The following is a 21,639-nucleotide window of genomic DNA, read 5'->3' on the forward strand; positions in this document are numbered from 1 at the left end:
TCTATGACCGAACAAACACCCCCCGGGTCAGGAGTGCTGGCGACCATCGGAGCGACACCGATCGTCGAGCTGGTGAAGCTCGACCCACTGAGTCCATTCAGGATGTTCGCTAAGTTGGAGTCGCACAACCCCGGCGGCAGCATCAAGGACCGCTCGGCGCTGGAGATGCTGCGTGAGCGCATCCGTGACGGGCGGCTCGTACCCGGACGGTCGGTGGTGGTCGAGTCCAGTTCCGGCAATCTCGGGATCGGGCTCGCGCAGGTCTGCGGATACTACGGGATCCGCTTCATCTGTGTGGTCGACCCGCGCACCACCCGGCACAACATCGCCGTCATGCGCGCCCTCGGCGCGGAGGTCGAGGTGGTCACCGACGTCGACCCGGCCACCGGTGAGTACCTGCCCGTTCGCATCCGTCGGGTTCGTGAGCTCGTCGCTTCGATCGAACACGCGTACTGCCCGGACCAGTACTCGAACCCCCTCAACCCGCAGGCGCACCACACGACCGTACGGGAGATCGTGCGGGCCCTGCCCGAGATCGACTACCTGTTCTGCGCCACGAGTTCCTGCGGCACCCTGCGGGGGTGCGCCGAGTACATCCGGATGCACCAGCTGCCGGTGACCATCGTGGCGGTGGACGCGTTGGGCAGTGCGATCTTCGGCCCGGCGGTCGGTTGGCGGATGATTCCCGGCCACGGCGCGTCGGTGCGTCCGAAGCTGTACCGCGGCGATCTGGCCGACGTCGTGGTCCGGGTCGACGATCTCGACGCGATCGCGGCCTGCCGTCGACTGGCCGCCCGTGAGGCGATCCTCGTCGGTGGCTCGTCGGGCGCCGTCGTGGCGGGCCTGGAGCAGATGCGCGATCAGATCCGGCCGGGGTCCACCTGCGCGATGGTCTTTCCCGACCGCGGTGAGCGGTACCTGGACACCATCTACGACGACGACTGGGTCATGACGTCCTTCGGTGACGTGGCGCATCTGTGGAACAAGCCCGAGTGGAACGAGCCCGACATGCAGGTGACGCCGTGTTGATTCTCGGGGCAGATGAGGTCCGTGCCGTCCTCGACGGGGGCGAGCGCGAGGTGGTGTCCGCGGTGGACGCGGCGTACCGGTCGCATGCGTCGGGCCTTACGCGGGTGCCGCAGTCGGTCTTCCTCCGCTTCCCGGACGGAGAGCGCGAGCGGATCATCGCGCTACCGGCCTTCCTGGGTGGTGCGACGCCGACCTGCGGGGTGAAGTGGGTGTCGTCCTTCCCCAACAACCTCAGCCAGGGGATGCACCGGGCATCGGCCGTGATGATCCTGAACTCGGTGCACACCGGTGTGCCGGAGACGATCCTCGAAGCGTCGGCGATCTCGGCGGGGCGTACGGCCGCGAGCGCCGCTCTGGCGGCGTCCACGCTCTCCTCGTCCAGCCCGGAATCCGCGGTGACGCTCGTCGGCTGCGGCCCGATCAACTTCGAGGTGCTGAGGTATCTGCGGACCGTGCTGCCGACGGTGGACACGGTGACGTTGTACGACCTGAGCGCCGATCGGGCGCGGTCCTTCGCCGCCGAGGCGCGGTCGGTCTGGCCGACGTTGAAGGTCGACGTGGCCGAGAGCGCGGCGGACGCCCTGGCCCGCCACAAGCTGGTGTGCCTGGCGACGACGGCGAGCGCCCCGCACCTGGGCACCGAGCACTGCCGCCCGGGAACGCTGGTGCTGCACCTGTCGTTGCGGGACCTCACCACCGACTCCATCCGGTCCAGCGTGAACATCGTCGATGACGCGGACCATGTCTGCCGGGCCGCGACGTCATTGGATCTGGCTCAACAGGAAGCCGGTCACCGCGACTTCATCTCCTCCTCGCTTGGCGACATCCTGGTGTCCGGTGAGCGGTACGTCAGAAGCGACGACGCGGTGACGGTGTTCTCTCCGTTCGGCCTCGGCTGCCTGGACCTGGCGGTGGCCGACCTGGTCCGGCGTGCGGCGTCGGCCCGTGGCCTGGGCACCACAGTGGATGGGTTCCTACCGACAGAGCAGCAGGTGCGCGCATGACCGACATCCTCGAAACCGGCAACCAGTTCCGACTGTCGTTCGAGCAGGAGCAGCTGTGGTTCCTCGACCAGGTCCGGTCCGGCGCGCAGGAGTACCTGTTGCACTGGGGGTTCCGCCTGCGCGGGCCGCTGGACCGGGAGGCACTGACCGCGGCCTTCACCGAGATCGTCGGCCGGCACGAGATTCTGCGTACCCGCTACGCGACGGTTGACGGACAGCCGGTGCAGATCATCGACGAGCCGGCACCGGCCGAGATCACCGTGGTGGACCTCAGCGGGTACCCGGCGGATGAACAGGACCGGCGGGTACGGGAGGTCGGCGAGTTCGCGGTGACCACACCGATCGACCTGGGCGCGCCCGCGCCCTGGCGGCTGACCATCGTCCAGCTCTCCCCCGGTGACGCGATCCTGATGATCGTGGCGCATCACATCGCCTTCGACGGCCCGTCGCTGGGCATCCTCGCCAGGGAGCTGGGCGTGCTCTACGCGGCCCGTGCCCCGGGTGGGGAGCCGCCGCCGGAGCCGTTGGCGCCGTTGGAGCTCCAGTACGCCGACTTCGCCGAATGGCAGCGGAGCCGCTGGAGCGCGGACGACGCGACGCTCGGCCGGCAACTGGACTACTGGCGCGAGCGACTGGCCGGACTGGCGTCACTGGAGCTGCCCACGGACCGGCAGCGCCCGGCCGTCTGGGAGCCGGCGGGCGACGTGGTGGCGTTCGCCGTGCCGGCGTCGTTGGCGGCCCGGATCATCGCCGTGGGACGCGCCGCCCGGGTGACCCCGTTCATGGTGTTCCTGGCCGTCTACCAGCTCCTGATCAGCCGGTACGCCGACCAGCTCGACTTTGGTGTCGGGGTGTCGACCAGCGGGCGGAACCGGGTCGAGCTGGAGCCGGTGATCGGCACGCTCGCCCAGACGGTGGTGCTGCGGACCGACCTGTCCGGCGATCCCACCTTCGTCGAGCTGCTCGCCCGCGTCCGCGAAACGGCCCTGGACGCCTTCGAACACAAGGACGTGCCCCTGCAACGCCTGGCCGCCGAACTGGCGCCGGACCGCGGCCTGTCCCGCAACCCGCTCTTCCAGGTCGGGTTCGCGGTCCTGAACGGCCAGGGGGAGCCGCTGCGCCTGCCCGGCATCGAGGTCGACTGGGTGCCGACCCCCGTGCTCAGCGCCACCTTCGACATGTCGCTGCAGATGACCGAGGAGCCGGACGGATCGTGGGTCGCCCGGATGACCTATCCCACCGCGCTCTTCGACCGGGCCCGGGTCCAGCGGATGGCCGACAACTACCTGGCGCTCCTGGAGAACCTCGCGGCGGCGCCGGAAACACCGTTGCGTCACGTGCCGACCGTGACGGCCGCGGAACGGCAGCGGCTGCTCGGCTGGCACCCCACGCCGCGTGAGGCGACCGACGCGCTGCTGCCGCACCTGTTCCGGGCGCAGGCCGAGGCCACGCCGGAGGCGGTGGCCGTGGTCTGTGGTGATGTCCAGCTGACCTACGCCGAGCTGATGGCCAGGGCGGACAGCGTGGCCGGCTTCCTGCACGCCCGCGGAGTCGGCCCTGAGACACCCGTCGGCGTCGCCATGCACCGCGGCACCGATGTCGTGGTCGCACTGCTCGGGACGCTCACCGCCGGCGCGGTCTACGTCCCGCTCGCACCCGACCTACCCGCCGATCGGCTGGCGTTCATGATCGACAACGCCGGCATCGCACTGGTGCTCACCGAGACGGCGCTGCGAGCGCGGATTCCGCGGCGCACACCGGTGGTGGTGCTCGACGAGCAGTGGGACGACATCGCCCACGCCGCGCCACCGCCTCCGGTGGCGCTCGACCCCGCGAACGCCGCCTACGTCATGTACACGTCCGGATCCACCGGTCACCCCAAGGGCGTCGTGGTCACCCACGGCGGGATCCGGAACCGGGTGCTGTGGGCGGTGGACCAGCACCGGCTCACCGGCACCGACCGCCTGCTGCAGAAGACGACCATCGGGTTCGACGCCTCGGTGTGGGAGTTCCTGGCGCCGCTGGTGTCCGGCGGCTGTGTGGTGATGGCGCCGCAGGACGCGCACCGCGACACCGCCGTGATGGTCGGTGCCCTCGCGGCGTACCGGATCACCGTGGTGCAACTCGTCCCGTCCGTGCTGCGTGCCGTGGTCGACGAGCCGGAGCTGGCCGCCTGCGACGCACTGCGGCTGGTGTGCTCCGCCGGCGAGCCGCTGCCGGCCGAGCTGTGCGAGCGACTGCGCGGCGTGCTGGAGGTGGAGCTTTACAACACCTACGGCCCGACCGAGTGTTCGATCGACGTGACCGCGTGGCGCTACGAGCGCGGCGGGACCGACGGTACGGTCCCGATCGGCGCGGCGCTGCCCGGCGTCGAGCTGTACGTGGTGGACTCCGCCGACCGGCTCGCGCCCATCGGTGTGCCCGGCGAGTTGTGTGTCGGCGGCGTCGGCCTCGCCCGGGGGTATGCCGGGCGCGGCGACCTCGCCGCCGAGCGGTTCACCCCGAACCCCTTCGCCACCCGGCCGGGTCAGCGGTGGTACCGCACCGGAGACCTCGTCAGGTGGCGGGTCGACGGAACCCTGGAGTTCGTCGGCCGCCTCGACGCGCAGGTCAAGGTGCGGGGGGTGCGCGTCGAACCCGGTGAGGTGGAGGCCGCGCTCCGGGCGCATCCGTCGGTCGCGGCGGCCGTGGTCACCTCCTATCGATCCGTCACCGGTGATCTGGAGCTCGCGGGCTACGTGGTGCCGGCCGCCGGGGCGACGGCGGAGCCCGACGTGTTGTCCGGATTCCTCGGCACCCGGCTGCCCGCCGCGATGGTTCCCGCCAGCATCATCCCGCTGGTCGAACTCCCGTCGCTGCCCAACGGAAAGGTCGACCGGTCGGCGCTGCCGGCCCCCGACAGCCGGCCGCGCGACGACGACCCCGGTCACGTCGCGCCACGCACGGAGACCGAGCGGGCCGTCGCCACGGTCATGGGCGAGCTGACCGGGGTCGAGCGGGTCGGCGTGGAAGACGACTTCTTCGCGTTGGGTGGGCACTCGCTGCTGGCGATCCGGCTCGCGCACCGGCTGCGCCGCAGGTTCGGGCTGGAGCTGACGGTGGCCACCCTGTTCGACGGGCGGACCGTGGAGCGGGTCGCCGCGGCGATCGACGCGGGCACGACACCCGACAGCGAACCGCAGATCGTGCCCGTGCCCCGCGACGGCGCCCTGCCGACCTCGTTCGGCCAGCAACGACTGTGGTTCCTGGACCAGCTCGAGCCGGGTAGCGCGGAATACCTGATCCCGATGGTGTACCACCTGACCGGGACGCTGGACGCCGCGACGCTGCACCGCGCGGTGGAGCAGGTCAGCGCCCGGCACGAGGTGCTGCGCACCCGCTACGTCGGGGACAGCGGCGTCCCGCTGCAGCTGGTGGATCCCGTCGGCCCGGTGACCTTCGACGTGGTGGACCTGACCGGTGCCGCGAATGCCGCGCCGCGCGCCAAGGCGATCATCGACGCGGCGAGCGCCCGGCCGTTCGACCTCACCCACGACCGCCCGCTGCGGGTCACGGTCGTGCACACGGCGGCCGACGAACACCTGGTCGCGATCACCCTGCACCACATCGCCTTCGACAACTGGTCGCTCGGCATCTTCCTGCGCGAGCTGAACGAGGCGTACGCGGCGGGCCTCGCCGGCACCCCGTGGTCGCCGCCGCCGCTCCCGGTGCAGTACGCCGACTTCGCCGCCTGGCAACGCGACCGGCAGGCCGACGGCACCATCGGCAACCAGATCGAGTACTGGCGAACCCGGCTCGCCGGGCTGACACCGGTCGAGCTGACCCCCGACCGGCCCCGCCAGCCCGGCCGTGACCTCCGCGGCGACCTGCTGATCGTCGACGTTCCGGAGGCCACCGGAGCGGCGGTACGCGAGCTGGGCAACCGCACCGGCGCCACCTTGTTCATGGTGCTGCTGGCCGCGTTCGACGTGCTGCTGGGCCGTCACACCGGCCGCACCGACATCGCGATCGGCACCCCGGTCGCCGCCCGGACGCGGCCGGAGAGCGAGGACCTGATCGGCTTCTTCGTCAACAACCTCGTGGTCCGGGCCGACCTGGGCGGGGATCCGCCCTTCCTCGACCTGGTCGACCGGGTCCGCCGGACCACCCTGAAGGCGTTCGCCAACCAGGAGGTGCCGTTCGAACACCTCGTCGACGCCCTGCAACCGGACCGCGACCTGTCCCGCAACCCGCTGTTCCAGATCATGTTCGAGGTACAGCACACCGCCGGCACCTCGGAGGCCACCCTGGCCGGGTGCACCGCGGTCGGCCTGGGCAGCGGCGTGTCGGTGGCGAAGTTCGACCTCACCCTGTCCGTGATGGAGCAGCCGGACGGGCGGCTGGAATGCTGGTTCGAGTACGCCACGGCGCTGTTCGACCGCTCGACGATCGAACGCCTCGCCCGGCAGTACCTACGCCTGCTGGGCGGCGTGACCGCCGACCCGCAGGCCCGGATCAGCGAGTTCGATCTGCTGTCGGCCGAGGAACGTCACACGATCGTGCACCGGTGGCCGGACCCCGACGCGGACCGGCTGGACCTGCTCGACCCGCCCGGCGAACGGCACCTCTCGGTACCGGAGCTGTTCGAACGGTGGGCGGCCCGGACCCCGGACGCGACCGCGGTGGTGTTCGGTGACGAGCAGCTGGGTTTCGCCGAGCTCAACGCGCGGGTCAACGAGCTCTCGCACCATCTCCGTGCGATGGGCGTCGGCCCGGAGGTCGTCGTCGGCTCATGCCTCGAGCGCGGGTTCGCGCCGGTCGTGGTGCTGCTGGCGGTGCTCAAGGCCGGCGGGGTGTACGCGCCGTTCGACCCGGAACACCCGCCGGAGCGCCTGCGCTACATGCTCGCCGACGCCGGCGCGCACCTGGTGGTGACCACCGGCAAGTTCGCCGACCGGTTCGCCGGGCACGAGCGTCCGGTGCTGGTCGTCGACGACGGGGACCGGGCGAGTGGCCGGCCAGCGGGCAACCCGGCACCGGTGACCGTTCCGGACAACCTCGCGTACATCATCTACACGTCCGGGTCGACCGGCCGCCCGAAGGGCGTGATGATCTCGCACCGGTCGTACGCGCACCACTGCCGGGTGATCGCCGACTACTACGGCATCCACCCCGGCGAGCGGGTCGTCCTGCTCTCGGCGCTCACCTTCGACGTCGCCATGGATCAGATCGCCGCCACCCTGACCGCCGGTGCCACGCTCGTGGTGAGTGACCCGGTCTTCTGGACGCCGAGCGAGCTGCCGCCCAAGCTGGAGCGGTACGGCGTGACGATCATGGAGATCACCCCGGCGTACTACCGGGAGATGCTGGAGTCCGGCGTGGACAGGCTCGCCGGGATGAAGCTCATGAACGTCGGCTCGGACGTGGTGACCGTCGCCGACGCCCAACGCTGGGCGGCGACCGGCCTGCCCGGCCGGTTCCTCTGCAACTACGGGCCGACCGAGGCGAGCGTCACCTGCATGCTCAACCCGGTGTCGGGCGACCTCGCCGGCGAGCGCAGCACGGCCACCCTGCACATCGGCCGGGCGGTCGCCGGCACCCGGGTGTACGTGCTCGACGCGGGGCTGCGTCCGCTTCCGGTCGGGGTTCCCGGCGAACTGTGCATCGGCGGCGTGCGCCTGGCCCGTGGCTATCACGACCGGCCCGAGCTGACCGCGGAGCGGTTCGTGCCCGACCCGTTCGGGACCGAACCGGGAGCGCGCCTCTACCGCAGCGGTGACCTGGTCCGGCACCGGCCGGACGGCACGGTCGAGTTCCTCGGCCGCCTCGACACCCAGGTGAAGATCCGTGGCTTCCGGATCGAACTCGCCGAGATCGAAGCCGCGTTGGCCAAGCACCCCGCGGTGTCCGCGGCCGCCGTCGTCGCGAAGGACGTCGGGCCCGGCGACAAGCGGCTCGTCGCCTACCTCGAGTGGCCCCATGACACCGGACCCGACATCGACGAGCTGCGGGCGTACCTACGGGAGTCGCTGCCCTCGTACATGATCCCGTCGGCCTGGGTCACCGTCGCGGCCCTGCCGTTGTCACCGAGCAAGAAGGTCGACCGGGCGGCGCTGCCGGATCCGACACCGGCCCAGCTCGACCGTGCCCGCGGGTTCGTGGCACCGCGCGACCCGGCGGAGGAGACCATCGCCGGGATCTGGTCCGACATCCTCGGCGTCGACCGGATCGGCGTCGACGACGACTTCTTCGGACTCGGCGGGCACTCGCTGCTGGCCACCCGGGTCCTGGCCCGGCTGCGGGCGGTCCTCGCCGTCGAGGTGCCGCTGCGCTGCCTGTTCGAGGCGACCACCGTGGCGGAGCTGGCGGTGGTGGTGACCGACCTGATCGCGGCGGAGCTCGACGAGCTGACCGACGCCCAGATGAGCGAACTGCTTTCCCGGGATGGTGGCCTGTGACTGAGACAATCGATCGAGCCGGTCTGCGCGCGGAGCTGCTTCGGCGCAGGCTCGGGGGTGCCGCGGCCGCCGCGCCGGACGAGGGGATCGCCCGGGTGCCGCGCGACACGCCGCCCGCGTTGTCGTTCGCGCAGCGCCGGCTGTGGATTCTCGACCAGGTCCGGCCGGGCGGCACGGAGTATCTGGCCAGCGCCGGCCTTCGACTGTTCGGGCCGCTGGAGCCCGACGCGCTGCGGGCGGCGCTGGACGGGATCGTGGCGAGGCACGAGGTGCTGCGCACCCGCTATGTGGTGGTCGACGGTGAACCGGGCCAGGTGATCGACCCTCCGGAGCCGGCCACGCTGCACGAGGTGGACCTGCGCGGCCTCGACCGCGCCGCGCAGGACGAGCGGATCGCCGGCTGGATGACCCACGACCGGGCACCCGTCGACCTCGCGACCGGGCCGGTGCTGACCGGAACCCTCGCGCGGCTGGCCGACGAGGAGCACGCGCTGGTCGTGACCCTGCACCACATCGCCTTCGACGGCTGGTCCGAGCAGGTGCTGTGGCGTGAGCTCGACCGGTTGTACACCGCCGCGCTGACCGGCGGACCGTCCCCGCTGGCGCCCCTGCCGGTGCAGTACGCGGACTTCGCCGCGTGGCAGCGCGGGGCGATGTCCGGTACCGTGCTGGACCGCCAGCTCGACTACTGGCGGCAGGCGTTGGCCGGGGCCACCGCGGTGGAACTGCCGCTCGACCGGCCGCGCCCGCAGGTCCGGGACAGCGCCTGCGACCTGGTCCCGTTCGCGGTGCCCGCGCCGGACGCCCGAGCCCTGCACGAGCTCGCCCGGCAGGCCGGCGCGACGCCGTTCATGGTGCTGATGGCCGTGTACGCGATCATGCTCGGCCGGTTCGGCCGGAGCAACGACGTCACGGTCGGCACCCCGGTGGCCTGCCGCGACCGGGCCGAGGTGCTGGACCTGATCGGGCTGTTCCTCAATACGCTGGTCCTCCGCACCGACCTGTCCGGCGACCCGTCCTTCCACGAGGTGCTCCGGCGGGTGAAGGAGACGGCGCTCGGCGCGTACGCCCACCAGGAACTCCCGTTCGAACGGCTGGTGGACGAGCTGGCCCCCGTCCGCGACGCGTCCCGGACCCCGCTGTTCTCGACCATGTTCCTGTGGGCCAGCGGAGACTCCGGTGCCCGCCGCGTCGGCGGGCTGCGCGCCGAGGAACTGCCGGTCGGCGAGAGCGACGCCAAGTTCGACCTGACCCTGGTGGTCGTCGACCAGCCCGACGGCACACTCACCGGTTTCCTGAACTACGCCACCGCGCTGTTCGACCGGGACACCGTCGAGCGGTTCGCTACCCACTTCACCACCCTCATCGGCGCCATCGCGGCCACGCCCGACGCACCGATCAGCCGGCTGGTCGAGTCCCCACCGGCGGAGCGGCAGCTGGTGGTGCGGAAGTGGAACGAGACCGAGGTGGCGTACCCGACCGGCACGCTGCCGGAGCTGTTCGCGCGGCAGGTGGCCCGTACCCCGGACGCCGTCGCCGTCCGCTTCGAGGGCGAGGACGTCTCCTACGCCGAACTGGACCGGCGAGCCGACCGACTGGCGCGGTACCTGGTCGACGCGGGCGTCGGGCCGGAGTCGATCGTCGGGGTGTGCCGCCGGCGCGGCACCGAGCTGGTGGTGGCCCTGCTGGCGATCCAGAAGGCCGGCGGCGCCTACCTGCCGTTGGACCCGGACCACCCGGCCGAGCGCCGTGACTACATGTGTGCCGACGCCGGTGTCACGATCGTGCTCACCGACACCGAACCGGCCGTCTCCGACACCGGGCCGGTCCCGGCGGGGGCGGTCCCGGTGGTCCCGGACCACCCGGCGTACGTGATCTACACGTCCGGCTCGACCGGCCGGCCCAAGGGTGTCGTGGTCACGCACCGCGCGATCGTCAACCGGCTGCGCTGGATGCAGGACGCGTACCGGCTGGACGCCTCCGACCGGGTGCTGCAAAAGACCCCGTACAGCTTCGACGTCTCGGTGTGGGAGTTCTTCTGGCCGCTGATCACCGGGGCCACGCTGGTGATCGCCCGGCCCGACGGCCACCGCGACCCGCACTACCTGGCCGAACTGATCGCCACCGAGCAGGTCACCACCCTGCATTTCGTACCGTCCATGCTTCGGGTGTTCCTGGCCGAATCGTCCGGGCCGTTGCCGTCGGTGCGCCGGATGATCTGCAGCGGCGAGGCGCTCCCCGCCGACCTGGCCGCCGCCGTCCACGAGCGGATCGGTTGCCAGCTGCACAACCTGTACGGGCCGACCGAGGCGGCCGTCGACGTCACCGCGGCGTGGTGCGCGCCCGGGACGCCGATCACGATCGGACGGCCGATCGCCAACACGCGCACCTACATCGTCGACGAGAACCTGCGACCGGTCCCGATCGGGGTGCCGGGCGAGCTGCTGCTGGGCGGCGTGCAACTGGCCCGCAGCTACCTCAACCGCCCGGGGCTCACCGCGCAGCGGTTCGTTCCCGACCCGTTCGGGGAGTCCGGCGGCGGGCGGCTGTACCGCACCGGTGATCTCGTGCGATACCTGCCGGACGGCCGCATCGACTACCTGGGCCGGCTCGACGACCAGGTGAAGATCCGCGGGCATCGCGTCGAGCTCGGCGAGATCGAGGCGGTGGCGGCCGAGCATCCGAGCGTGTCCGCGGTGGCCGTCACGGTGCACGACGGTCAGCTCGTCGGCTACCTCGTCGCCCGGGACGCGGGTGCCGACGTCGATGTGAGTGACGTGGCGTCGTTCCTGCGCGGTCGACTGCCCGAGGCGATGATCCCGAGCCACTGGCAGCTGCTCCCCGCGCTGCCCCTGACCACCAGCGGAAAGACCGACCGCCGCGCGTTGCCGGCCCCGACGCCTGGTCGCGCCTGGGCGGCCGGAGCGTACGTCGCCCCCCGTACCGAGGCCGAACGCGTCGTCGCCGACGCGCTCGGCGCGGCGCTGGGCGTCGAACGGGTCGGTGTGCACGACCGGTTCTTCGACATCGGGGGTGACTCCATCCGCGCCATCCGCGCGATCGGAACCCTGCGCCGCGCGGGGCTGGGCCTGTCGGTGCAGGACATCTTCACCCACCAGACCGCGGCGCAGCTGGCGACGCTCGCCGACCGGCCGGCGGCCGACGCGGACGACCCGCTGGTCGGCCCGTTCGAACAGATCGGCCCGGCCGACCGCGACCGGCTCCCGGCCGGCCTGGTCGATGCCTACCCGATGGGCCAGGTGCAGGCCGGCATGGTGTACGAGATGCTTGTCGACAGCTCGCACCCGGCGTACCAGAACGTCACCAGCTTCGACATCGTCGACGACGGCCCGTTCTCCCTGGCCGCGCTGCGCGAGGCCGGGCAGTGGTTGGTCGACCGGCACGAGATCCTGCGCACCACGTTCGACGTGTCCGGCTACTCCGAGCCCATGCAACTCGTCCACGCCAGCGCGCGGGTCGAGGTGGGCTTCGACGATCTGCGCGGGCTCCCGGAAGCCGAGCAGCAGGACATCCTGGAGCGGTACCGGGACACGATGAAGTCGACGACGCTGCCCATCGACCACGCCCCGCAACTGCGCTGGCACGTGCACCGCACCGGGGAGCAGACGTGGGTGCTGACCCACACGGAGTGCCACGCCATCCTGGACGGCTGGAGCCACCACTCCCTCATCGCCGAGCTGCGGGACACCTACCGGGCGATCCGGGACGCGGACACCGACGCGCTGAAGCCCCCGCCCCCGGGGCGCTACGCCGACTTCGTCAGGTGGGAACGGCGATCGCTGTCGTCCGAGGCGGACGAGCGGTTCTGGCGGGATCGCGTCGCCGACTACGACCGGGTCACGTTGCCCGCGGACACCGCCCCGGCCGGCCACGGCGCGGTCCCGGAGCTGCGGATGTCCTGGCGGCATCTCGAACCGGGGCTGCGTGAGCTGGCCGCGCGGACGCAGACCTCGCTCAAGGCCGTGCTGCACACCGCGCACCTCGCGATGCTCGGCGTCATCACCGGCCAGCGGCGGTTCTTCAGCGGTCTGGTCGTCAACGGGCGGCCCGAACTGCTGCGCGGCGACGAGGTCATGGGCATGTACCTCAACACGGTGCCGTTCGCGGTGGACCTGCGCACGCCCCGTTGGCGCGACCTCGTGCGCGCCGTGTTCGCCGAGGAGCTTGCCGTCTGGCCGCACCGGCGCTACCCGATCCCCGCGATGCAGCGCGCCTGGGGCGCCGGGACGCCGTTGATCAGCGGCATCTTCTCCTACCTCGATTTCCACGTGCTCGACGCGCAGCAGGACGTGTTCGGCGCGGTCGTCGACGACAGCCCCAACGAGTTCACCCTGGTCACGTTGACCTTCCCGGGCGAACTGCGACTGGAGTGCCGGGCCGGCTGGGCGACGCAGGAGCGGCTGACCGCGCTGGGAGAGACCTTCCTCGAACTGCTCACCGCGATGATCGCCGACGACGGCGCGAATCCGGTGGACCTCGGCTCGACCCCGGCGCACCGGTTCACCGTGCCGCAGCAGACCTGGCCCGCCCTGCCCGAGGTGTGCGTCACCGACCTGTTCACGACCCAGGCACACGCCCGGCCGGACGCCGTCGCGGTCGAGTGCGGCGAGTCGCGCCTGACCTACGGTGAGCTCGACGTCCGGGCCAACCAGCTGGCGTGGGCGCTTCGCGAGCACGGCGCCGGCCCGGAGACGCCGGTCGCGGTCTGCATGGACCGCGGGATCGACGCGGTGGTCGCGCTGCTCGGCATCCTCAAGGCCGGCGCCTGCTACCTGCCGCTCGACCCGAAGTATCCGGACGGCCGCATCGAGTACCTCCTCGACGAATCCGGCACCCGGATCCTGGTGAGCGGGCCGAACCACGCCCACCGTTTCGCGGCGCGTGCCGGACTGACCACGCTGAGCCTGGACTCCGGCTGGTGGTCGGACGGCAGCCGGCCGATCACCGCGCCACAGGTGACACTGGCACCGGAGAACCTCGCCTACATCACGTACACGTCGGGATCCACCGGCCGCGCGAAGGGCGTGATGGTCCCGCACCGAGGCGTCGTACGGCTGGTACACGGCCAGGAGTACGCGCAGCTGGACGCCGACCAGGTCCTGCTGCAGGCCGGCACGCTCGCCTTCGACGCGTCGACGTTCGAGGTCTGGGGCGCGCTGTGCAACGGGGCGCGGCTGGTCGTCTCCCCGGAGACGCCGACCGCAGCCGAGCTCGAGGAGATCCTGCGCCGGCACGGGGTGACCGTGCTGTGCCTGCCCACCGGCCTCTTCAGCACCATTCTGGACGTTCGGCCGCAGGCGCTGGCCGGGGTGCGGGAGGTGGTGGTCGGTGGTGAGGTGCTGTCTCCGCTGCACGTGCGGAAGGCGATGGAGCACGGCGTGGTGGTCAGCAACGGGTACGGCCCGACCGAAAGCACCACGTTCGCCACCGTCCACCCGCGGATCCCGCTGCCCGCGGTCACCGATGTCATCCCGATCGGGAAGCCGATCCATCACACCTCCGTGCAGGTCGTCGACGAGAACCTCGACCCGGTCCCGTTCGGCGTGCCCGGTGAGCTGCTGCTGGGTGGTCCGGGCGTCGCGCGCGGCTACCGGGGCCGTCCGGACCTGACCGCCGAACGCTTCGTGCCGGACCCGTCCGGGGACTCACCGGGAAACCGGCTCTACCGCACCGGGGACATCGTCCGCCAGGACCCGGACGGCACCGTCCACTTCATCGGTCGGCGCGATCACCAGGTGAAGATCCGCGGACACCGCGTCGAGTTGGGCGAGGTGGAGGCCGCGATCGCCGAGCTGCCCACGGTGCGGGCCGCCGCGGCGGCGGCGTACCAGGGCGTGGACGGGATCAAGCAGCTCGTCGGATACGTCGTCCTCGACGAGGACGGCCCGACCGACCCCGCCCGGCTCGGTGACCTGATGCGGAGCAGGGTGCCCGGCTTCCTGGTCCCGACGGCCTGGGTGCGCCTGGACCGGCTCCCGTTGAACAACAACGGGAAGCTCGACCGGGCCGCGTTGCCCCGGCCGGTGGCGGGAGCGTCGGCACGGGAGTACAGCGCGCCGCGCACCCCGGCGGAACTGGCCGTGGCCGAAGTCTGGACCGAGGTGTTCCACCTGCCCCGCGTCGGCCGGGACGACGACTTCTTCGACCTCGGTGGGCACTCACTGCTGACGTTGCGGGCGATCGCGATGTTGCGGGACCGGCACGGCATCGAGACGACGGTGCGATCCTTCGTCGAGCACCGCACGCTCGCGGCGCTCGCCGAGTCCATCGATCGCAGGCGGCTGCCGGCCACGGCGATGCTCTGGCTGCGCCGTACCGGTGACAAGCCCCCACTGGTGTGTGTGCATCCCGGCGGCGGCAGCGCGCACTGGTACCGGCGGCTGGCCGAACACCTCGACCCGGATCTGCCGGTGATCGCCTTCGAATGGCCGGGCCGTGACCCGTCGACCGGCTTGGTCCCGTCCACGGAGGAGATGGCGGACCGCTACGTCGCAGAGCTGCGGGCGGCCGTCCCGCACGGGCCGTACCGGATCTTCAGCTGGTGTGGCGGCAGCGGGGTGAGCAGCGAGATGGCCAACCGGCTGATGGCCGACGGTGAGGAGGTCACCTTCATCCTGCTCGACCCGGGGCAGGACGCCTGGCAGAAGGAGCACCTCTGGGACGAGTACTCCCTGATCAAGCAGTGTGTGACGAACCTGGAGCGGCTCGACGCGGCGTCGCCGGACGAGGACACGTCGGTGCTTCGGCAGGAGACTCTGGCGCTGCTCGAACACATCGTGGACGACATCGTCGGCAACGACGGGATCACGCTGCCCGAGCGCGGCGCGGGAACGATGTGGCTGCCCGCAGCGCGGATGTGGGAGGAGGTCATGGAGATGGTGCTGTCCTACCGGGACCGCCCGTACGCCGGTCACCTGGATCTGATCGTCAGCGACGAACTGGCGCTGGGCGCGCACGAGGTCGTCAGCTCCGGGCAGAGCTTCAGCGACTACCTGGAGCGGTGGCGCGAACGGACCGCCGGGGTGGGGGTCCATCGGATGAAGGGTGAGCACTTCTCGGTCATGAAGGAATACGTGGCGGACCTCGCCCGCATCGTGACGGCGCTGATCGACAAGCCGGCCGGGCGACGGTGAACGGGATGCGTGCCGCGCAACCGCCCGGACCGGCCCCCGCCAGACGGGCGCTCGCGGCAGTGTATGTCGCCGGCAGCGGCTCCGCTTTCGGGACTCAGATGACGTCGCTCGCGCTGCCGTGGTTGGTCCTGGAGAGGACCGGCTCGGCACCGCAGGCAGGTCTGCTCTTTGCCGTGTCGGTGTTGCCGATGGCGCTGCTCGGATTCGTGGGCGGCGAGGTGATCGAACGGTTCGGCGCACGCCGGACCATGGTGGTCGCCGACTTCGCGCAGGCCGGGGCCATCGCGGCGGTACCGGTGCTGGCCGCGGTGGATCGGCTCAGCTTCCCCCTGCTCCTGGCGATCGTCGCGGTGATCGGCGTGCTCGGGGTGCCCTACTTCGCCGCGCAACGCGACCTGGCCACCGAACTCGCCGGTCCGGACCCGAAGGCGCTGATGCGGGCGAACAGCGTGCTGGAGGGGTGCTTCAACGTCGCCGCGCTCGCCGGACCGGCCGTGGCGGGCGTGCTGATCGCGACGCTCGGCGCGGAGCGGGTGCTGTGGTTCGACGCGGCGACCTACGCGTTGTCCGGTTTGCTGCTGTGGTGGTTCGTCCCGCGTACCTGGCGGACGGAACCGCCGCCGTCACCACAGCAGGAGCAGCACACCACCACGGCCCACACCGGAGTCCTGGCCGGTGTACGCGCGGTGCGCGGGGACGACTTCCTACGACGGGTGATGGTCTCGACCGTCAGCTTCGGCTTCCTGCTGCGGGTCCTGATGCTCGCGCTGCCGCTGCTGGCGTTCGACCGCTTCGGTGGCGATGCCAAGGTCGGTGGGCTGCTGCTCTCCGGCTTCGGCGCCGGTGCGATCGTCGGGGCGGCGATCAGCTATCTGATCGGCAGCCGGTTGTCCCCGGCGCTGGTCTTCGGCCTGTCCGCCTTCCAACTCGTGGTGCCGTGGTGGGTGCTGCTGTTCGACGTGCCGGTGCCGGTCCTGGTCGCCGCGCTCGCGGTGTCCGGTGCGGCGCTGCCGCTGTCCAACGCCCCGTTCTTCAGCATCCTGGCCACCCGGTTCGCGGCCGACATCCGCGCGAAGGTGATCCAGGCGGTCATGACCATCAGCAACATCGCCGGCCCGCTGGGCTTCCTCGCCGGCGGGATGGCGATCGGCCGCTTCGGTGTGACGACGACCCTGCTCGTCCTCGCGACCCTGTCCACCCTCGCGGCGGTCAACCTGGTGGTGGCGCTGCGGCGTCTCGGTCCCGGGGCGCTGACCAGCGTGCAGGAGGTGACGGCAGTTGCGCGGTAGCCCGCTCGGGCCCGCCTGCGGCGAACAGCGAGGCGACAGTGCCCGGTTGGTTCCGCGGAACCGTTCAAGAGGGTGTGGTCGGGGTCCACCCGGACTCACCGTGGTGACGACCCGGCAGAGCGCCGCGGGTACGGGCTCCTGGTAGTGGGCCCGACGCGGCGCTCGCCGCGTTGCGGGCGGCCCGGTGCGGGGAGGTCCGGTGCGGGGGTTCCGGTGCGGGGAGATCCGGTTGCCACCTGAGGCGCTGACCGGAGTGCTCGCCGGCGCCGGCTGCCGAGGTGCTCGTGTCGACCGCCGAGGGCCGGGGCAACGCGACGATCGCCCGGTCACCGCTGCCATGCGACCACTGGGAACGTCGTCCACGACTGACGGGCGCGGTTGCGGGTTCGCAACCGCGCCCATGTGGTGGCCTGTGGGTGCCGGCCGGGCTGGTCTGTCGGGTCGGATCGGCCTGGGCCACTGCTCGGCCGCCGGTGAGCTCGAATGCCGGCGACAGCCGGTCAGCCGCGCTGACCGGCTGTCGCCGACGCCGTCCTCATGCCGGCGTCGACGGCGTTTCCGTCTCGATCGCCGCGACGGCCAGCAGCCGACCGGTGGTGGAGTCGCGGAGTTCCAGGTCGGCGATCTCGGAGAGCGGGTCGGCGACGTTCTGCCATCTCCGCGCGGTGATGGTGAAGAGCGAGCCCAGGTCGGCATTGCCGAAGAAGCCCACCTTCTGATCGATCACCCGCCGCTGGAGGAACTGCCGCTCGCTGCGGCCGAGCCCGCGCCACAGACGCAACAGCGCCGTGTCGAAGATCGAGAAGTACGAGGCGAAGTAGACCAGCCCGGCGCCGTTGATGTCCCGTACGGCGTCCAATGCGTACTCGAAGGACTGTGCTTCCCCGGTGACCGTGAAGCCCGGCGGCCCCGAAGTGCAGAAGCTGCCCGTGTGACGGGCGCGGCCGACGAGCGTACGCGGTGAGAACTGATTGGGAAGTCGGGGCAGATCGGCGTAGTCGAAGTCGTGGGGGACGGTTTCGGTGAGGACCCGGTTGCTGTCCGGACGGCCACGCGCGATCCACCGGTTGAGAGTCTCCGCGTACATGCACTCCGGATTCGGCGTCTCGTAGACCTCCGTCGGATCGAGGAACGCGGTGCCGAGGCCGGAGCCGGCGGGCGCGAGCCGATGCAACGTGAGGACCGAGCTGGAGCCGAACTGGAAGACCCTCGACGTCACCTCGAGCTCGTCGCCGAAGGCCAGGCCGTGGGGGTGGACGGCCTTCCCGCCACGCACCCGGTAGTAGTAGAACGAAAGGTAGGTCGGTTGGCCCTCGGCGGTACGGGCGGCGTGCACGTTGGTGTGGCAGGCCTCGGCCACCGACTCCCACGTCCAGTCACCGATCCGCCCGAAGATCAGTGAGCCACCGCTGCACATTCCCGGCGCGACGACCACCTTCCGGGAGAAGGCTGTGTTCTCTGACATCATCACACCGCTCCAGTCGTGAGTGATTCCGGTGCGTCGCGGATGCGCCACTGGTGTGCCGCCGCGAGGAACGCGTCGTTGTCCGAGGGCGAACCGATCGACACCCGGACGCCGTCACCGTCGAAGACCCGCAGCTCGACGCCGGCCCGTGCACACCACCGGCCGAACGGGCCCGCGTTCTCGCCGAGCCCGAGCCACAGGAAGTTGGCCTGGCTGGCGGGAACCACGAAGCCGTCGGCCAGCAGGGCCGCCCGCACCCGGGCACGCTCGGCGATCGTCTCCCGGACACGCGTCAGGAGCACCTCCTCGAGGCCGAGGGCAGCGACTGCCGCGTGCTGGGCCGGCCCGCTCACCGCATAGGGCAGCGACATCTCGCGCAGCGACGCCACGACGCGCGGGTCGCCGATGAGATAGCCGACCCGAAGCCCGGCCAGGCCGTACGCCTTCGAGAACGTGCGCAGGACCACCAGGTTCGGATACGTGTCGCACAGCGCGAGGCCGCCGGTCCCGACCGGCTCGTCGACGTACTCGAAATACGCCTCGTCGAGGGCCACCAGGCAGGTCGGCGGGACACGATCGAGGAACGCGCGCAGCCGATCCGGGCCGACCAGCGTACCCGTGGGGTTGTTGGGATTGCAGACGACGGCCAACCGGGTGGTGGAGGTGATGCGGTCGGCCATGGCGGTGAGGTCGTGGGCGTCGTCGGCCAGCGGCACCCGCTCCGAGTGGATCCCCAGCTGGCCGGCGAGGACCGGGTAGTACTCGAAGGATCGCCAGGCGTAGACGACCGTCGCGCCCGGCCCGGCGAGCTGGAACAGCGCCTGGAGCAACGCACAGGACCCGGCGCCCACCGCCCCCGATCCGGCTCGACACCGTGCCGGTGAGCGAGCGCCAGGGTCAGCTCGGCACACGCCGGGTCGGGATAGCGGTTGACGTCCCGGCCGCTCGCCGCGACCGTGGCGACGATGTCCGGCAACGGGCGGTGCGATGACTCGTTGCGCGACAGTGCCCGCGTGACGGCAAGGGGCGGTCCGGCGGTCGGTCCCGCGGCCTCACGCACGACAGCGCTCCGCGACCAGATCGGCGATGTCACCGACCGTCGCGAGCTCCAGCAGTTCGTAGTCGGCGACCTGGATGTCCAGCCGCTTGCTGAGCAGGGCCGACAGCTCGACCACGGCGAGGGAGTCGAGTCCCACCTCGGCGCGATCGGCCGTGGCGACGACGTCCTCGGTCCGCATCTGCAGGTCCTCGACCAGGATGGTCTTGAGCAGGTCAAACATGGCTTGCCATCCGTTCATCCCGGCCCGTGGCCCCGGTACGCAGGTTGAGCGCCACCTCCTCGATGAGGTCCTCCTGTCCGGCCACCGCCTGCCGGCGGCCCAGTTCGAAGAAGACGTCGCGCGGATCGACGCCTTCGCGGGCGGCGACGTCCAGCACCCGGTTCTTGAACCCGGAGAACACCCCGGCGAGACCACTCACCACGCCGATCGAGTCGATGGTGGGCGGCGCGGGCATCAGCTCCCGCTCGGCGATGTCCGCCGCGTCCAGCAGTCGATAGAGGTCGATGCCGGTGTCGTAGCCCAGCCGTTCGAGCACGGGCACGAGAACTTCCAGCTGCGTGTTGCCGGCCCCCGCGCCGAACCCCCGGGCGCAGGCATCCAGGATGGTCGCGCCCGCCTCGGCGGCGGCGATCGAGTTCGCCACCGCCATACCGAGGTTGTTGTGCCCGTGGAACATCACCGGCACGTCGACGGCGGACCGGATGGCCGTGATACGCGTGGTCACATCCGTGGGCAGGTAGTAGCCGGAGGAATCGAGGATGCCCACGCCGGTCGCGCCGAACCCGACGAGCCGCGCGCACTCCTCGGCCAGGCGCTCGGGATTCGCCATGTGGCTCATCAGCAGCACACCGTGTGCGTCGACGCCCGCGTCGCGCAGCAGCCCGAGGTGCCGTTCGGCCAGGTTGCCCTCGGTGCAGTGGGTGCCGATACGGACGAGGTCGACGTCGTGGGAGATGGCCTGCCGGATGTTCTCGGTGGTGCCCCAGCCCGGCAGCATGAACACCCCGAGCTTGCTGGTCGTCAACGCATCCCGGACCACCGACAGCATCGCCTCGTCGCTGAGTAGGGCCCGGCCGGCCTGCAGGGACGAGGCGCCCAGGCCGTTGCCGTGCCCCACCTCGACGACGGGTATCCCGGCGGCGTCCGCGGCCCTGGCGTACGCGCGGAGTTGCTCCCGCCCGAGCTGGTGGCGGACGGCGTGGTGTCCGTCCCGCAACGTCGGGTCGTGGATCAGGATCGGTTGTCCCGGCGAACTCTGCGCGGCTTGCCGGCTCATGACGCCACCTCCAGGACCTCGATCGACCGGCGTTCCACCGCACAACGCTCGGCGACCCGTATCGCTGCGGAGTTGATGATGTCGAGGTTGCCCGCGTAGGCGGGTATCTGGTCGCCGGTAGAGGTCACCTCCACGGCGATGAACGCCGTGCTGTCGTGCACGAGGCAGCTCGTCACGGTGTAGCCGGTGGCGAAGGCACGGACGTCGGCGGCGGCCGCCGCCACGAGTGGGCGCACCGAATCGTGTGTCAGCCCCTCGCCGACCAGGGACATGGCCACCCTGAAGGTCGCCGGAGGACGAGCCGGGCTGATGTTGAGGATGGCCTTCACGTCCCCGACGCCGGTGAACTCGCGGAGCGCGTCCTGGGTGGTCTCCACGTACTCGTCGAGGTTCAGCCTGGTCCCGCGGCCGACGCTGAGCGTCGCGGCGGTCGCGACCACCTCCACGTATTCGATGCGGTGGGCTCGTGCGATCGCCCGTACGATCGGCACCGACGCCTGGCCGCCGCAGCTCACCATGTTGAGGTCGCGGTGAGCGCCGATGTCCGCGCCGTTCACGGTGGGGACGACCATGCGCCCGATCCGGCTGGGCGTCAGGTCGACCAGCAGCGTGCCGAGCGGCGCCAGCGCCTCGGCGTGCTCGGCGTGCGAACTGGCGTTGGTGGCGTCGAAGACCACGTCGAGCGGTTCGTCGAGGTCGGCAAGTGAAGGTAGGCCCCGGCTCGCGACCGGCAGCCCCAGCCGAGCGGCCTGCTTGAGGCCCGAACCTTCGGCCGTCCGGCCGGCGACGAGGCGAAGGTCGAGTACGGCGGACCGCTCGACCTTCATCGCCAGGTCGACGCCGATGAGCCCGGCGCCCAGCACCCCAACTGACAGCCGTCGTTCTGCATTCATCGAGGGGTTCGCCTTCCTACCCGGGTCGTGA

At 71.3% G+C, this 21,639-nt stretch carries 10 protein-coding genes; 5 read left to right on the forward strand and 5 right to left on the reverse strand.

Features of this window, described 5'->3' with window-relative positions; genetic code table 11:
* The first annotated feature begins 3 nt into the window (after positions 1 to 3).
* The 5 genes from sbnA to ACIG87_RS20420 are packed head-to-tail and all read left to right on the forward strand — an operon-like array spanning position 4 to position 16,913.
* Positions 4 to 1,029 carry a 2,3-diaminopropionate biosynthesis protein SbnA gene (sbnA, locus tag ACIG87_RS20400; protein ID WP_396852303.1) on the forward strand — a complete coding sequence of 342 codons (1,026 nt, stop codon included), beginning with the start codon at positions 4 to 6 and terminating at the stop codon, positions 1,027 to 1,029.
* Positions 1,023 to 2,033: a 2,3-diaminopropionate biosynthesis protein SbnB gene (sbnB, locus tag ACIG87_RS20405; RefSeq protein WP_396852305.1), complete on the forward strand. Its 1,011-nt coding sequence runs from the start codon at positions 1,023 to 1,025 to the stop codon at positions 2,031 to 2,033. The genes sbnA and sbnB overlap by 7 nt, the downstream gene beginning before the upstream one ends.
* Positions 2,030 to 8,470 (forward strand): amino acid adenylation domain-containing protein, encoded by a 6,441-nt coding sequence (locus ACIG87_RS20410; protein WP_396852306.1) that lies wholly within the window; start codon positions 2,030 to 2,032, stop codon positions 8,468 to 8,470. Before sbnB ends, ACIG87_RS20410 begins: the two co-directional genes overlap by 4 nt.
* Positions 8,467 to 15,624 carry an amino acid adenylation domain-containing protein gene (locus tag ACIG87_RS20415; RefSeq protein WP_396852308.1) on the forward strand — a complete coding sequence of 2,386 codons (7,158 nt, stop codon included), beginning with the start codon at positions 8,467 to 8,469 and terminating at the stop codon, positions 15,622 to 15,624. The genes ACIG87_RS20410 and ACIG87_RS20415 overlap by 4 nt, the downstream gene beginning before the upstream one ends.
* 5 nt (positions 15,625 to 15,629) lie before the next feature.
* Positions 15,630 to 16,913 carry an MFS transporter gene (locus ACIG87_RS20420; protein ID WP_396852310.1) on the forward strand — a complete coding sequence of 428 codons (1,284 nt, stop codon included), beginning with the start codon at positions 15,630 to 15,632 and terminating at the stop codon, positions 16,911 to 16,913.
* Between the two features lie 535 nt (positions 16,914 to 17,448).
* On the opposite strand, the gene ACIG87_RS20425 is transcribed toward ACIG87_RS20420, so the two are convergent.
* The 5 genes from ACIG87_RS20425 to ACIG87_RS20445 all read right to left on the reverse strand — a co-directional run bounded on the left by ACIG87_RS20425 (position 17,449) and on the right by ACIG87_RS20445 (position 21,608).
* Entirely contained in the window at positions 17,449 to 18,378 is a 930-nt protein-coding gene (locus tag ACIG87_RS20425) for an LnmK family bifunctional acyltransferase/decarboxylase (RefSeq protein WP_396852312.1), read from the reverse strand.
* Between the two features lie 2 nt (positions 18,379 to 18,380).
* On the reverse strand, positions 18,381 to 19,229 hold the full coding sequence (locus ACIG87_RS20430; protein WP_396852314.1) for an aminotransferase class I/II-fold pyridoxal phosphate-dependent enzyme: 849 nt from the start codon (positions 19,227 to 19,229) through the stop codon (positions 18,381 to 18,383).
* A gap of 201 nt (positions 19,230 to 19,430) precedes the next feature.
* A complete protein-coding gene (locus ACIG87_RS20435) occupies positions 19,431 to 19,658 on the reverse strand; it encodes an acyl carrier protein (protein ID WP_396852316.1) in 228 nt (75 codons plus the stop codon).
* Positions 19,651 to 20,715, reverse strand: coding sequence for a 4-hydroxy-2-oxovalerate aldolase (gene dmpG / locus ACIG87_RS20440; protein ID WP_396852318.1), 1,065 nt, complete (start codon positions 20,713 to 20,715; stop codon positions 19,651 to 19,653). The genes ACIG87_RS20435 and dmpG overlap by 8 nt, the downstream gene beginning before the upstream one ends.
* Positions 20,712 to 21,608 carry an acetylating acetaldehyde dehydrogenase gene (locus ACIG87_RS20445; protein ID WP_396852319.1) on the reverse strand — a complete coding sequence of 299 codons (897 nt, stop codon included), beginning with the start codon at positions 21,606 to 21,608 and terminating at the stop codon, positions 20,712 to 20,714. Before ACIG87_RS20445 ends, dmpG begins: the two co-directional genes overlap by 4 nt.
* Positions 21,609 to 21,639: the final 31 nt, after the last annotated feature.

Origin of the sequence: Micromonospora sp. NPDC051925 (genome assembly GCF_044548625.1) — a bacterium.
In the GTDB taxonomy this organism is placed as follows: domain Bacteria; phylum Actinomycetota; class Actinomycetes; order Mycobacteriales; family Micromonosporaceae; genus Micromonospora.